Consider the following 14,162-nt stretch of genomic DNA (forward strand, 5'->3'; position numbering starts at 1 on the left):
GATTAAATGATAAGATAAACAAGTGATGGGAGAAGGTTTAATGGAAAACAAATGGGTACGAGCGGCGCTACCAGCATTATTAATTCACGGGAGTATCGGCACCGTCTATGCCTGGAGTGTTTTTAAGCAAGCTGTTGCGGACTATATTGGCGCATCGGTACCTAATGTTGAATGGGCATTTTCAATTGCAATTCTATTCTTAGGCTTATCTGCCGCAGCATTAGGCCATTTTGTTGAGCAGGATATTAAAAAGTCGGCACTCTTGTCCACGTTATTTTTTGTGGTTGGGATGATTGGCACAGGTATAAGTATTCAGCAAAAGTCGCTCATTGGTATTTATATTTTTTATGGCGTCATTATGGGGATTGGTCTTGGTATTGGCTATTTAACGCCAGTAAAAAATTTAATGCTATGGTTTAAAGATAATAAGGGCCTTGGTACTGGACTAGCAGTTGCTGGCTTTGGTTTAGCAAAAATGATCTTTTCACCAATTATGATGCGGCTACAGACGAGTGTTGGCCTGTGGCAGATGTTTATTGTGTTAGCTATTGTATTTGCAGTGATGATGTTGATTGGTTCTGTGCTGATTAGAAAACCACTCGATTGGCATGAAAAGCCACTTAAAAACAAGTTTAATCCAGTACAATTAGTTAAAAATACTAATTTCATTGGTATATGGTTAATGTTTTATCTGAATATTACTGCTGGATTAGCGATTATTTCACAAGAAAAGGATATTTTAGCTGGCCTAACCAATACGAATAATGTAGCTGTTTTCTCAGTTGGCGCCATTGCAACAGTTGTTAGTATTGATGCATTCTTCAATGCAGCAGGTCGAATTGGTTTTGCAACACTATCTGATCGATTGCTAGACCGTAACACTGTTTATCGTGTTATCTTTGCAATATCATTAGTGATGTCATTATTGGCATATTTCCTACCAAATACCAGCGGATTGATGCCAATTGTACTTGTGGCAGCATTCTTCTTAATTAACGCTGGTTATGGTGGTGGTTTCTCAGCCTTACCACCATTATTAGCAGATCGATTTGGAATGCATGCCATTTCTAAAATTCATGGTATTGCCTTGACGGCATGGGCAGCGGCTGGTTTATCAGGTAATCAATTAGCAAGTTTTATTGTTCATGGTTTGAATATGGATTATCAAATTGTGTTTGTTGCTATTGCTGTTTTGTACGCTATTGCCTTTTTGGTTTCGATGGTGGTTGTTAAACCAACGCAAACATTAATCAATTAAACGGTTACAAACTTAACGTTCGTTTAAGATGAATAAAAAGCTTAAAAGGTTCGCTATTTACGAACCTTTTTTATTTTTGTGAGATAAAATTAATAAAATGTCGAACTCAAAAATGAAATTAACTGGTACAATGATAGATAAAGACAGAATATAAAGGATTGTAAACATGTTAGAACGATATTCACGACCGGAACTTCGCGATATTTGGTCTATGCAAAACCAATATCAAACGTGGCTTGATGTAGAAATTGCTGTTGATGCTGGCTGGGTAGCAGAAGGACACATTCCTGCTGTAGATCTAGAAAAAATTCGTGCCAATGCAACATTTGACCCAAAGCGTATTGCAGAAATTGAATTACAAACGCGTCATGATGTTGTAGCATTTACACGAAATGTGTCAGAATCATTAGGGGAAGAGCGTAAGTGGATTCATTACGGTCTAACTTCAACTGATGTTGTTGACACTGCCCAAGCATTACGCTTGAGACAGGCTAATGACATCATTAAAGAAGATTTGCGTTTATGGCAAGCTGCCATTAAAAAGTTGGCTTTGACATATAAAGATACAGTCATGATGGGACGGACACACGGTGTCCATGCTGAACCAACGACGTTTGGTTTGAAAATGGCACGTTTTTATGCCTCAGCAACACGTGCCATTGAACGTTTTGACCGTGTATCAAAAGCAGTTGAAACAGGTAAGTTAAGTGGAGCGGTTGGAACTTTTGCCAATGTACCACCGCGTGTTGAAGAAGTGGCAATGGATGAACTTGGATTAACACCACAACCTATTGGTTCACAAGTTTTACCGCGTGACTTACATGCTGATTATATTCAAACAATTGCGTTAATTGGTACGCAAATGGAAGAGTTGGCAACAGAAATTCGCTCATTACAACGCTCAGAAATTCATGAAGTGGAAGAGGGATTTGCTAAGGGTCAAAAGGGCTCTTCAGCAATGCCACATAAGCGTAATCCAATTGGTGACGAAAATATCACAGGATTAGCACGTGTTTTGCGAGGGTACGCTGTAACTGCATTAGAAGATGTTGCTTTATGGCATGAACGTGACATTAGTCATTCTTCTGCTGAACGGATCATTTTAGCTGATGCAACAGCTTTGATTGACTATATGTTACATCGGCATACAGGTATTTTGAATAATTTAGGTGTTTTCCCAGAGACAATGCGTCGTAATATGGATCGTACATACGGTTTGATTTATTCACAGCGTCTATTACTGAGCCTAATTGATGCTGGATTATCTCGTGAGCAAGCTTATGATACCGTACAACCTTTGACTGCGCGTTCGTGGGATGAGCAATTAATGTTTAGAGATTTAGTGGACGCCGATGCAACAATTACATCGCATTTGACAAAAGAACAAATTGATGATGCATTTGATTATCATTATCATTTGCGTCATGTGGATGAGATTTTTAAGAGAGTAGGATTAACTGAATGACTTCATTGATTAATCATCCAGCAATAAAGCGAGTTATTGCTACCGAAACAGATATCCAAGCACAAGTGCAACGTGTTGCCAATGCGTTAACAACAAGGTATGAGCATAAAGCTCAAAGGCCGATATTTGTCGCCGTATTGAAGGGTGGCGTCATATTTGCAACTGACTTGTTACGTCGCATGCCACTTGATGTTGATTTTGATTTTATTGATGTTAAAAGCTATAATGGCACATCGTCAACCGGTCAAGTGAAAGTTGTTCATGATGTGAGTATGGATGTGACGGATCGTGATGTTGTCATTGTAGATGAGATTATCGATTCTGGACGTACAATGAAGTGGCTCATTAATTATTTCGAATTAAAGGGTGCTGCCTCAGTGACCTCTGTAGCTCTTGCTGATAAAAAGGATGCGCGTGTTCTTGATATCGACGTCGATTTTGCGGGGATGCTTGTACCAGACGAATTCTTAGTCGGGTATGGTATGGACTATAATAATCGTTTTAGAAATCTACCAGTTATTGCAGTTGTAGATTTTGATAAATTATGATGAATAAAAAACATCAAATTATATTTGATGTTTTTTTGTGTCTATATTTAATTTTAGTCGATATACTTAACATCATCTTCAACACGCCAAGGTGCTGTTGTATTGATGTGGTCATAATAAAGATGACCGTGTAGATGATCAATCTCATGCTGGAAAATAATAGCAGGATAATCACGCAATTTGATGGTTTGTGTTTGACCTTGTTCATCTTGATAGCGAACTGTAATACGGTTGGCGCGTGTGACGAAACCGGGAACGTCTTCATCTACAGATAAACAGCCTTCTCCAACGTTAAGTGCACCGCGCTTCACTGATTCAGAAATAATGACCGGGTTAAAGATGGTACCTTGCCAATAAGGCTCATCACTATCTTCATCCAAAGGCGGAACAAGAATTGAAGCCATTTGGAGAGAGTAACCAACTTGTGGTGCAGCTAAACCGACACCCGGACGCAAGCCGTACTTTTCGTTTTGCTCATCATCTTGTGAAATAACAAGATAGTCCATCATATCCTGAGTTAATTGTTGGATTTCATCGCTAAGAGGGAATTCAACCTTTTTTGCTTGTGCACGTAAAACGGGATCACCATCACGTACAATTTTATCCATTGTAAAACGCATTTTTCATTTCTCCTATATGTCACATGACACATTTTTATACTATTTTAGTATAGCAAAATTTGATAGAATTGGTGTATGACAAATAATAATTATCAGCTGCCAATTGAACGACATTGGCATACACAGGATATCATTAAGGTTTCTAAGTTAGTAGATGATGTGCTCTCAGTTTATGAAACGAGTATGCGACGTTCCAATTTACTAACAGCATACCGTGATTTTTGTGATGTAATACCATCTAAGGGCGAACAGCGTAAATTTGATCGAGATTTTGAGCAACAAACGGGATATAGTATTTATAGAACGATACAAACAGCAAAAGCTTCGTCAAAAGATAGGATAAGATTAGGCTTATGAGTTTTCAACAATTTGAAATTCAAGAAATTGACCAAACAGTCATGTTATGGCTTGATGAGTTACGAACACAAACGATTACAGCAATGAATCAACAATTAGACGTTGATGTGAAATCAGACGCCAGCGATTTAGTAACGAATGTTGATCGAAACAATGAAAGAATTATTGTCGAAAAAATTCGGAGTTTTGATGCTGGCGCTGTTATTGTGAGTGAAGAAGGTTATGGCGATCGACCAACTAATATGGCAGGACACGTTTGGTTTGTGGATCCGATTGATGGGACGATGAACTTTGTTAAACAACGAGAAGATTTTGCTATCATGATTGCCTTATACGTTGATGGCGAACCAATTCTGGGTTGGATATTAGACGTAATGGGCAATGTAGTCTATCATGGTGGGCCACAAATTGGTGTTTATAGTAACCAATTACGGATGACTAATCCAGTAGATACACAACTCGAAAATGGTATCATTTTGTTGAGCGGTAAACGGCTACTATATAATATGTTCGGATATGACACAATTGCTAAGCATGCATTAGGATATCGTGTGATTGGTGCGGCGGGGCCATCGTTTATTCGAGTCATTCGTGGGCAATCAGTTGGCTATTCTTCCAAGATGATGCCCTGGGATTTTGCAGCAGGCAATGTCCTGGCAAGAACATTAGATCTTTTGGTAACAAACCTTGACGGTTCACCACTTGATATGTTAAAATCAAACGTAGTATTAGTTGCTACACATCAGACGCATCGTAAAATTATGACGTTGCGAAAGAGCTAGGGTAATAAGCTATCTTGTTTCCCTAGCTTTTACTATGAGTAGCAGTAAGTTAAAGGAGCACTGGAAAATTGGCAAATCGCGAAGACATCCGTAACATCGCTATTATTGCCCACGTCGATCATGGAAAGACAACGTTGGTCAATGAACTTTTGAAGCAATCAGATACAATAGACTCTCGTAAAGATATTGGTGACCGTGCCATGGATACCAACGATATCGAAAAAGAGCGTGGTATCACGATTTTGTCAAAAACAACAGCTGTTAAAGTTGGCGACAAACAAATTAATATTTTAGATACACCCGGACACGCGGACTTCGGTGGTGAAGTTGAGCGTATTATGGGAATGGTTGATGGTGTTTTATTGGTTGTTGATGCCTTTGAAGGTACAATGCCACAGACACGTTTTGTTCTTAAAAAGGCGTTCGAACAACATCTAACACCAATCGTTATTGTGAACAAGGTCGACCGTCCAGGTGCTCGTCCTGATGAAGTTGTCGATGAAGTTTTGGATTTGTTCATTGAATTGGGTGCAGACGATGAGGGCTTAGAATTCCCTGTTATCTTCGCATCAGCTATGAATGGTACAAGTTCAATGAGTTCAGACGTAGCAGATCAAGAGCATACAATGAAGCCAGTCTTTGATGCAGTATTTGATACAATTCCTGCACCAGTTGATAATTCAGACGAACCACTACAATTCCAACCTGCAATGTTAGATTATAGTGATTTCGTTGGTCGTATTGGAATTGGTCGTGTTAAGCGCGGTACAATCAAAGTTGGTGATAATGTTGATCTATTAAAGCTTGATGGCACAACAAAGAGCTTCCGTGTAACTAAGTTATTTGGTTATATCGGTTTGGATCGTGTTGAAATTGAAGAAGCAAAGTCTGGTGATTTGATTGCGATTTCAGGTATGGAAGACATCAACGTTGGTGAAACTGTTACTGATCCAGAACATCCAGAAGCATTGCCAATTTTGCGTATTGATGAACCAACATTGCAAATGACTTTCCGTCAAAATGATAGTCCGTTTGCTGGTCGTGAAGGTAAGTTCGTTACTGCACGTCAAATCGAGGATCGTTTGAAGCGCGAATTGCATACTGATGTTTCTCTACGTGTTGTTGATACAGATCAAGCTGGTGCTTGGTTAGTATCTGGTCGTGGTGAATTACACCTATCAATTTTGATCGAAACAATGCGTCGTGAAGGCTTTGAATTACAAGCTTCACGACCACAAGTTATTTACCGTGAAGTTGATGGTCAATTATCAGAACCTTTCGAATCTGTACAAATTGATACACCTGACGAATATTCATCAACAGTTATTGATTCATTGAACCAACGTAAGGGTGAGATGATTAATATGGAAGCAGTTGGTAACGGTCAGACAAGATTAACATATATGGCGCCTTCACGTGGCTTAATTGGTTATTCTACTGAATTTATGACTGCAACACGCGGATACGGTATTTATAACCATACGTATGCTGAATACCGTCCTGTTATCCGTAACTGGGAACCTGGTCGTCGTAATGGTGCTTTGGTTTCAATTAATCAAGGGACTACTTCAAACTATGCCATCATGGGTGTTGAAGATCGCGGACAAATGTTTGTTGGTGCCGGCGTTGAAGTTTATGAAGGAATGATTGTTGGTATGAATTCTCGTGACAACGATATTTCTGTTAACGTAACAAAGTTAAAGCCACAATCTAACGTTCGTTCTTCTAACAAGGATCAAACAGCATCAATTAAGACACCACGTATCATGGGTCTTGAAGCTAGCTTGGAATTCTTGAATGATGATGAATATGTTGAAGTAACACCAGAAAACGTTCGTATTCGAAAGGAAATTTTGAATACTTCAGAACGTGAAAAATCAGCAAAGCGCCGTAAGGCAGCCACAAATTAATTAATAAAAAAGTAAGACCAATAAATTATTGGTCTTACTTTTTTTGTCGTTGCTGTATAAAATTATCGATAGTAGTACTTGTTATAAATTCTCGACTTTGTAACTCAGAAGTATTTTTGGCGCCTAATAATGCATATATTAGCGGCAAATTCTGTTGCCATTCGTTTATTGTATGAACGAGGGCATCTTGCCCTTTAGAAACAAGCGTATGTAAAAAGTATCCTGCACTACTTGTAAGCGTAGCACCCAGCATCAGACTGGTAATCACATCTTGAATTTTTTGAATACCACCAGTTGCGATAAGCGGTAGCGTATTTTGGGACATTTTAGCATCTAATAAGCTTTCAACCGTTGAGAAACCATAGTTGTCTAAATTTAATTTCAGTTTATCTTGATTACGCCGATTTTCGATTTTTGCAAAATTAGTACCATTAGCACCACCTACATTTATAGCTGCAACTCCAGTATCTTGTAATAAATTAAAAGTAGCTTGACTCATGCCAAAACCAACCTCTTTAACAATTACTGGGACAGGGGATTTAGCTGCGATAGTTGCGATGTTATCTAACCAATAAAAACTACGATCACCTTCGTGTTCGCTCATGGTTAGCTCTTGCGCAACGTTAAGATGAAGCTCTATTGCATTGGCGTCAATCATATCTATTGCGTTACGTACATTGATAATGTTGTGATTAGCACCTAAATTAGCAATTAAGAAACCATCTTGATGCGTCTTACGCACTATTTTAAAGCTTTCTCTTTTGTCTGGCTCTTTGATTGCAATACTTTGTGAACCCACGGCCATTGCCAAATCTGTCTCTAGTGCTACTTCGGCAAGTTGTTGATTGATTTGGGTGGTCTTTTGTGAACCACCGGTCATTGCCTCAATATAAAATGGCCATGAGAAACGATGATTAAGCATAACGGTACTTGTATTAACATCTTGGACAGTTAATTCGGGTAATGCATTCGGAACCCAGCGGACATCATCGAAGGTAGCGCCGATAATTTGAGGTTGCTGTCGCCAAGAATGAACACCAAGTGATAAATGTTCATCTTTTCGATGTGATTGTTGAGATTCAGTCATAGTTACCTCCTATTTTTAGATCCTCATAAATGGTAACAGGTAGTACATCGAAATTTGTAGCGGGTAATGGCTCTTGAGTTAATGCAATGATATAAGCATTATCACCAAAACCTGCGCCACTTATTTTACCAGCTAATTGATGTTGTTGAATATATGATAGCACGGTAGCTAATTTTGATGTACTATACGTTGCAGGTAAATATTCTGTTAAGAGTGCTTGATTGTAAGCGATATACTGTTTGAGCTGTTGATAATTTTGACTTTTGATAGCGATTATAATTTTGTCAACAATGGTAATATTTTGCTTATAAAAGACGGCAGGTATCTGCACAGATTTTAAAGCTTTTTTAGTACTAGCGGCTTGATAAGTTGGTGCCAGATACAGTTGCCAATTCATAGGCCAAGTTAGAGGCTCAATATGGAGCCCAGACCAAGGAGAATCTACTATTTTGGCTGTATATGGTTGTTCGAATTTTGATAGATCAGGACTACTATAAGCAATGATGCCGTGATAAACGCCAACTGCAATATCGCCTAAGGAACCAGATTGTTGCACATTTAAATGTGCTAAAGCTGCTAATTTAAATAACTGAATACGTGATAAATGTAACTTAAAATAGCGATCTAATCCTTCAACAACGGCAACGACGACGGCTGCAGATGAGCCGAGACCAAGTTTTCCGGTTGAATGATCCAAATCACTATTAATATTGATATTAAATTCTTTTAATAGAGGCTTTTGATGATGATACATATAATCCTGTACGATATGCACAGCAGACAGGGCATAACACCATTTTGTGTCAGCTACTGTATTGGGTAAATGATCAATGTTAAAGGTTAAAGGGCTTTCAATTAAGTTGGATGTCATTGTTGATACATTGTTATGTGTTTCACTAATCGTTAACGTTAGACCTAAATTGATAGCCGCAACAATGGCTAGATTACCAGGCTGTGTAATGGCATATTCACCGGCTAAAAATAGTTTACCAGGCGTTGTGATTTTGATTTTATTCATAGGATATATCGGGACCACTTTGTGCGATTTCAAGTTTTAAGTTGGGTAGGGCATTGTTGAGCGTTTGAATAATCAATTGTGCGTGTTCAACATGTGTAATAATTTTGACGTTAGGGCCGGCATCCATTGTGGCAAAAGCAAGAAGACCTTGATGTTTTAAATCATCAACAATTTGTAAGATACGTTGTGTTTCTGCTGTGAAATATGTAAATGGATGCTGTGTGGCAGTTAGATTCAAATCATGCATGCTCATAGCATTGGCTTCTGCAATAGTCCCAATTTTTTCAATATCTGCGGCCATCACTGCTGACTGCATATCAATGAATTGCTGCTGACTATTGTTAACCCAATTGCCATAATCAGGTGAAGTGAGCGCACGCTGCATACCTTCAGTAGAACCCACTTTCTTTTGCTGACTAGAGACTTCTGCAACAACTAACGCAATCGGCATGGCTGGGGCATGTAAACTTTCAGCAAAAGAGGAATCGTTATCAATGCCAGCATGCCATACTGCAAAATGGCCGAAAAATGAACGACTAGCGGAGCCTGATCCACGGCGTGCTAATCGAGATAGCGTACAAGTATCCAAATGCAATCCCAATTCTTGAACGACTGCGCCAGTTAAGGCAGCAAAAGCAGAAGCTGAAGAGGCTAGACCAGCACTAGTTGGTACGTGATTATAGCTATTAATTTTTAATGTGGGGAAATAACCTAATTCGTCTCGTAAAACATCTAAAAACTGATGAACACGCGTCGCATCAACCTTTTGATTATTGAGATATAATACGTCGGTAGATAACGTATCATCAATGGTAACGGTTGTTTTGGTATAGAATTTATCTAGTGTTAAAGATAATGAACTTGTAGTGGGTAAATTGAGTTGTTGATTTTTTTTACCCCAATATTTAATGAACGCAATGTTGGTGTGCGCTTTAGCTGTACTTGTCATGATAGTGGTTGTATCCATGTATTTTGTGCGCCCGCAGCATTGAGGGCGTTAGCAATTGTAATCGCATCGTTATTATTTTTGGCAAGTGCAAACATTGCACCCCCAACACCAGCACCAGTTAGCTTGGCACCAAGAGCGCCGGCATTTATAGCCGCTGTGACTAATTTGTCGAGGCGTGGATGTGAAACACCAAGTGATCGTAAGGTACGGTGTGCTTCGCTAAATAATTCACCTAAGTAAGCAGGTTGATTGTTGACTAATGCTAATCGAACCTCATCGCTTAATGAACCAAGATGTTCAATTTGCGCATAAGTTTCATCAAAATTAATTTTGAGTTGTTCTTTAATTACACTGATGGCTCGAATAGTTTGACCATGAATGCCAGTGTCAGCAATCACTAGTGTGCCACTCAGATGCATATCAAAAGACTGCATGATTTTGTTCTTAACGAACCAAACAGGGTTGGTTGCATGAACTGTGGCAGCATCTAAACCGCTTGGTGAACCGTGGGTAATAGTTTCTTCAATATCTGTAAAATAAGTACGCTCAGTTTCACTTAAACCAGTATTGAAATAATTAAAAAAGGCCTTAGTAACTGCTGTAGCTAAGGCAGCTGAAGCGCCCAAACCTCGTTCTTGTGGGATGTTAGTTTCGATGGATAATGTAAACGTCATATCCGGCACGCCGAATTTATCTAATAAACGTAAGATTAATTGGCGAAGGCCCTCAATATTTGCACCAATTTCATTTAATTCACCGTGAAAATGATTACCATCGAGGACTTGACCGCGGAATGCTGGTCGTAATGTAGCAGTCACTGTGAGATTTGGGAGTGGCATGGCAATAGCTGGTTGACCATAGACTACTGCATGCTCACCAATCAATATTACTTTAGCGTGTGAAGTACCAACGCCAATCATTTGACTAATCATAAATTTCTCCAAATAATACCTTACTATTGTAACGCAGACAGACTTTTTAGGCCAAATAAGTGTAAAATATAATAGAATTGCGTTGTTAAAAATAAGTCAGATTAATAATCGTAATGCTAAGATTTTGTAGCATACTGTGTAAATTATATACGTTCTTCTTAAAAAATAACAATAAAAATTAGCGATATCGTTAATTTTGGCTGATTTTTAACAGCGTGATTCAACTCTAAAATAGAAAGGTATCATGAACCTAATGATGAACGCCAATGACTCCTTTGTGGTAGTTGATTTGGAGACGACTGGTCAAAGTGTTGATCGTGGTGGCAGAATTATTCAAATTGGTATGACGTTTATTAAAAAGCGTAAGATTGTGGACCACTTTGAAACTTTTGTTAATCCTGGCCAATTAATTGATCGTCAAATCCAACAATTGACGCATATTTCGCAAAACGAGGTCCAGCATGCACCATATTTTGAAGAGATAGCACCTGTTATACACACGCTGTTAAAAGATAGTGTTATCATTGCACACAACGTTAATTTTGATTATCCTTACCTGAATGAAGAGTTTGAACGAGCGGGATTATCACCATTAGATATTCCTGCCATTGATACAGTGATGTTATCACAAATTTTGCTGCCTACAGCACCAGGGTATCGACTTGTTGATTTAACACAATATCTGGATATTAAGCTTTCCAATGCGCATCGTGCAAATGAAGATGCACACGCAACGGCAGAATTATTCTTATCTTTATGGCGTTTAGCAGAACAGTTACCTGCACAAACATTACAACAACTGCAGCAAGGACAGTGGCAATTATTACGCCAAACACAAGCTTTCTTGCAATTGGTTCGGCCAAAGAGAACCCATCATCAATTTACAATTTTTAATGAAAAAATTGCTTTACGTCAAACGTTCTTATCGAATCAAAAATCACCAAATAATGCATCACTCACTTTGCCACAAGTGAAGCAGCATATGAGCTTTAAACCCGCACAAGATAAATTAGTACGTCATGTGTCTGAATTTATCGATAAAAAGCATCATGGTGTATTGACGATTAATACACCACCTAAAAGTGGTAAAACAGTTGGTTACTTAATCCCGGTGTTGCTTAATGCGTTAAAAAAGCAGACTGTATTGTTGACTGATGATGTCAGCTTACAGCAGCAACAAATGCAACTAATTCATCAATATTGTCGCTTTTTCAAGTTGCCAATTAGGGCATCTATTTTATATGAACCCAATTGTTATATTGATTTAGAGAAATATAGTCAACTTTTGACGGATGATCAATATCCAGCTCAGGTACAGTTACTCAAGGCGCGGATTCTAGTTTGGCTAACGCAAACTAAAACTGGCCTGTTACAAGAAATAAAAATTGGTGCGAGTAATGTATCCTGGTTATCTGAACTAAAAGGTCATGAACAAACTTACTTTTTCAAACGTGCACAACAAAATGCACAGGTAAGCCAGATTGTCATTATGAATTTCGAAGCATACTTCGCCTTATCGCAACAATTATTGGTTGCTAAGCAACACGAAATATGGCCGATTGTTGTAATGGAAACGCCTAGTCGTTTTCGTAAAGATTTGAATTACTATTTCCATGTTGCCATTCCTTTAACCCAATTGAAACATCAATTAAGAGCGTTGGTTCTTGAGGAAATGAAAGGTATGACACATCGGCAACGTTTGTTAATGAAACAAATCATAAGCGAGACGTTGCACATTATTAAACAGATTAAACAAAATGGTACGGCTAACAGCAACTTAAAACGCGCACATAAGTTATTTGGCATCCTCATTAAATTACGAGATTTATTGGTTTATAGTCATAACGATGTGCCGCAATTTTTACTATTAGTTGACCACCAATTATTACGGAGCGAAAGATTACTTGCACAGCGTTATTTAGTCAGCCAAGACACGCATCAGTTGGATAATGGCGATCGTCAAGTGACATTGAATTTTGATATAGATGATGTGGCATTTTATCAGAGTCAGTTCTTAACGGCGATTGATAAGTTACTGATTGTGAGCGAATTTTTACCGGTAGATGTGAGTGAATTACTGATGGCTGTGCCAAAAACGCACACTTTCAAGCGTGAATTTATTCGAGATAATACGACCAAGGTTAATCTCGTGGCGCTAGGTGATTTTTCATTTTTGCAACATTTAGAAGCTTTGGTGCAAACTAAAGTAGGTCCCATTCTAGTCATTCTGCCGGATAAGGTTAGAGTGAATCATTGGTATCAAAAGATACGCTACGGATTAGAAACAGATTATGGCATTGTGGCCGAAGGCGTGACAGGATCATTTAATAAAATACATCGTCAGACACAACCTAATCAATTAGAGATAATCCTTGTGACTGATCAGATATTTGATCACTTATGGCAAAGAGAACAGTCTGTTCCAAAAATTGTTGTTGTACCTGAGAAAACAGTCTGGCAACCGGCGTCACGACTGGAATTATTATTGGGTAAAATGCAACGTAATAATACTAATGTGCTTGTGACACAACTTAATGCAATGCAACGCCATCGTTTTAAAAAGAAAATCGATATTAAAAAATTTGATCAAAAACCCGAAATATTAACTCAAAAATATTTGGAAATGATGAAAGAATATTAAATTTGTGATGCATTTCTTGATATAATATTTGAGTAAAGCAGTGGTATGTAGGAGATATTTTATGATGCAATTTAGAGAAGATATTAGGATCCGGCAAAACCAAAGGAAACCTAAGATTCATTGGGCACGTGTATGGTTTTGGTTAATAGGGGTAATGATTATTCTCTTAGCCGTTGTTTTGACTGTTTTTTATATCTCACTATCACCAGTACGACAAGCTGAACAGAAGGTCAATGCATTTGTTTTGCATAAAACTAAAATTACGAAGATTTCGTCAACGAGTATTGATAATCGTAAACATATAACTTATGCAGTGATTGGTGAAGACGCATCAAAACAAAAGCAAGTTGCTATTGTTAATGGCAGTATAAATCATGTGCGGGTTTACCGTCGTGATAGCGGTCTTTCAGATGATGCTTTACGGCAGTTAATCATTAAGAAGTATCAGCCCAAGAAAATTTATAGTGCTAATATTAGTCGTTATCAAAATGCTTTGGTATGGGAAGTGAGTTATTTAAACCAACGCCGGCAGTTGAATTATGTGACATTGGATTTTAAGACGGGCAAGCCGTATCGCACAATTGAAGGGATTTAA

13 protein-coding genes are annotated in these 14,162 nt (G+C 38.3%); 8 read left to right on the plus strand and 5 right to left on the minus strand.

The genetic code is table 11. From position 1 onward, the window contains the following. Nucleotides 1-40: 40 nt before the first annotated feature. From C5L23_RS05720 to hpt, 3 genes are all read left to right on the plus strand, one after another. The gene (locus tag C5L23_RS05720; protein ID WP_133264423.1) at nucleotides 41-1,258 is read left to right on the plus strand and encodes an OFA family MFS transporter; all 1,218 of its coding nucleotides are present in this window, start codon (nucleotides 41-43) and stop codon (nucleotides 1,256-1,258) included. Between the two features lie 166 nt (nucleotides 1,259-1,424). Continuing rightward, nucleotides 1,425-2,723: an adenylosuccinate lyase gene (purB, locus tag C5L23_RS05725; protein WP_010007635.1), complete on the plus strand. Its 1,299-nt coding sequence runs from the start codon at nucleotides 1,425-1,427 to the stop codon at nucleotides 2,721-2,723. Further along, nucleotides 2,720-3,271 (plus strand): hypoxanthine phosphoribosyltransferase, encoded by a 552-nt coding sequence (gene hpt, locus C5L23_RS05730; protein ID WP_010007633.1) that lies wholly within the window; start codon nucleotides 2,720-2,722, stop codon nucleotides 3,269-3,271. Before purB ends, hpt begins: the two co-directional genes overlap by 4 nt. A 53-nt stretch (nucleotides 3,272-3,324) precedes the next feature. Here the strand turns inward: hpt and def are convergent, their stop codons facing one another. After that, nucleotides 3,325-3,891 (minus strand): peptide deformylase, encoded by a 567-nt coding sequence (gene def, locus C5L23_RS05735; RefSeq protein ID WP_010007632.1) that lies wholly within the window; start codon nucleotides 3,889-3,891, stop codon nucleotides 3,325-3,327. 75 nt (nucleotides 3,892-3,966) lie between these two features. On the opposite strand from def, the gene C5L23_RS05740 reads away from it, so the two are divergent. From C5L23_RS05740 to typA, 3 genes are all read left to right on the plus strand, one after another. After that, nucleotides 3,967-4,248: a UPF0223 family protein gene (locus tag C5L23_RS05740; protein WP_010007631.1), complete on the plus strand. Its 282-nt coding sequence runs from the start codon at nucleotides 3,967-3,969 to the stop codon at nucleotides 4,246-4,248. Beyond that, a complete protein-coding gene (locus C5L23_RS05745) occupies nucleotides 4,245-5,030 on the plus strand; it encodes an inositol monophosphatase family protein (protein WP_133264424.1) in 786 nt (261 codons plus the stop codon). Before C5L23_RS05740 ends, C5L23_RS05745 begins: the two co-directional genes overlap by 4 nt. 68 nt (nucleotides 5,031-5,098) lie before the next feature. Beyond that, the gene (typA, locus tag C5L23_RS05750; RefSeq protein ID WP_010007627.1) at nucleotides 5,099-6,940 is read left to right on the plus strand and encodes a translational GTPase TypA; all 1,842 of its coding nucleotides are present in this window, start codon (nucleotides 5,099-5,101) and stop codon (nucleotides 6,938-6,940) included. 34 nt (nucleotides 6,941-6,974) lie between these two features. Here typA and fni read toward each other — a convergent pair whose 3' ends face one another. From fni to mvk, 4 genes are read right to left on the minus strand one after another with little or no spacing between them, the layout of a single operon-like run. After that, the gene (gene fni, locus C5L23_RS05755) at nucleotides 6,975-8,027 is read right to left on the minus strand and encodes a type 2 isopentenyl-diphosphate Delta-isomerase (protein ID WP_133264425.1); all 1,053 of its coding nucleotides are present in this window, start codon (nucleotides 8,025-8,027) and stop codon (nucleotides 6,975-6,977) included. Then, entirely contained in the window at nucleotides 8,020-9,045 is a 1,026-nt protein-coding gene (locus C5L23_RS05760) for a phosphomevalonate kinase (RefSeq protein ID WP_010007625.1), read from the minus strand. The genes fni and C5L23_RS05760 overlap by 8 nt, the downstream gene beginning before the upstream one ends. Continuing rightward, on the minus strand, nucleotides 9,038-9,994 hold the full coding sequence (gene mvaD / locus C5L23_RS05765) for a diphosphomevalonate decarboxylase (protein WP_133264502.1): 957 nt from the start codon (nucleotides 9,992-9,994) through the stop codon (nucleotides 9,038-9,040). The genes C5L23_RS05760 and mvaD overlap by 8 nt, the downstream gene beginning before the upstream one ends. Beyond that, the gene (gene mvk, locus C5L23_RS05770; protein ID WP_010007621.1) at nucleotides 9,991-10,926 is read right to left on the minus strand and encodes a mevalonate kinase; all 936 of its coding nucleotides are present in this window, start codon (nucleotides 10,924-10,926) and stop codon (nucleotides 9,991-9,993) included. The genes mvaD and mvk overlap by 4 nt, the downstream gene beginning before the upstream one ends. A gap of 256 nt (nucleotides 10,927-11,182) precedes the next feature. Here mvk and C5L23_RS05775 point away from each other — a divergent pair, with 256 nt between their 5' ends. Next, a complete protein-coding gene (locus C5L23_RS05775) occupies nucleotides 11,183-13,567 on the plus strand; it encodes an exonuclease domain-containing protein (protein ID WP_029508641.1) in 2,385 nt (794 codons plus the stop codon). 61 nt (nucleotides 13,568-13,628) lie between these two features. Beyond that, nucleotides 13,629-14,162 (plus strand): hypothetical protein, encoded by a 534-nt coding sequence (locus tag C5L23_RS05780; protein WP_010007619.1) that lies wholly within the window; start codon nucleotides 13,629-13,631, stop codon nucleotides 14,160-14,162.

Origin of the sequence: Leuconostoc fallax, assembly GCF_004354645.1 — a bacterium.
GTDB lineage: Bacteria > Bacillota > Bacilli > Lactobacillales > Lactobacillaceae > Leuconostoc_B > Leuconostoc_B fallax.

Coding starts and splice junctions, on each gene's coding strand:
- C5L23_RS05720 (WP_133264423.1), top strand. CDS start 41: ATGGAAAACAAATGGGTACGAGCGGCGCTACCAGCATTATTAATTCAC.
- C5L23_RS05745 (WP_133264424.1), top strand. CDS start 4,245: ATGAGTTTTCAACAATTTGAAATTCAAGAAATTGACCAAACAGTCATG.
- C5L23_RS05775 (WP_029508641.1), top strand. CDS start 11,183: ATGAACGCCAATGACTCCTTTGTGGTAGTTGATTTGGAGACGACTGGT.
- mvaD (WP_133264502.1), bottom strand. CDS start 9,994: ATGACAAGTACAGCTAAAGCGCACACCAACATTGCGTTCATTAAATAT.
- fni (WP_133264425.1), bottom strand. CDS start 8,027: ATGACTGAATCTCAACAATCACATCGAAAAGATGAACATTTATCACTT.
- def (WP_010007632.1), bottom strand. CDS start 3,891: ATGCGTTTTACAATGGATAAAATTGTACGTGATGGTGATCCCGTTTTA.
- C5L23_RS05760 (WP_010007625.1), bottom strand. CDS start 9,045: ATGAATAAAATCAAAATCACAACGCCTGGTAAACTATTTTTAGCCGGT.
- mvk (WP_010007621.1), bottom strand. CDS start 10,926: ATGATTAGTCAAATGATTGGCGTTGGTACTTCACACGCTAAAGTAATA.
- C5L23_RS05780 (WP_010007619.1), top strand. CDS start 13,629: ATGATGCAATTTAGAGAAGATATTAGGATCCGGCAAAACCAAAGGAAA.
- hpt (WP_010007633.1), top strand. CDS start 2,720: ATGACTTCATTGATTAATCATCCAGCAATAAAGCGAGTTATTGCTACC.
- purB (WP_010007635.1), top strand. CDS start 1,425: ATGTTAGAACGATATTCACGACCGGAACTTCGCGATATTTGGTCTATG.
- C5L23_RS05740 (WP_010007631.1), top strand. CDS start 3,967: ATGACAAATAATAATTATCAGCTGCCAATTGAACGACATTGGCATACA.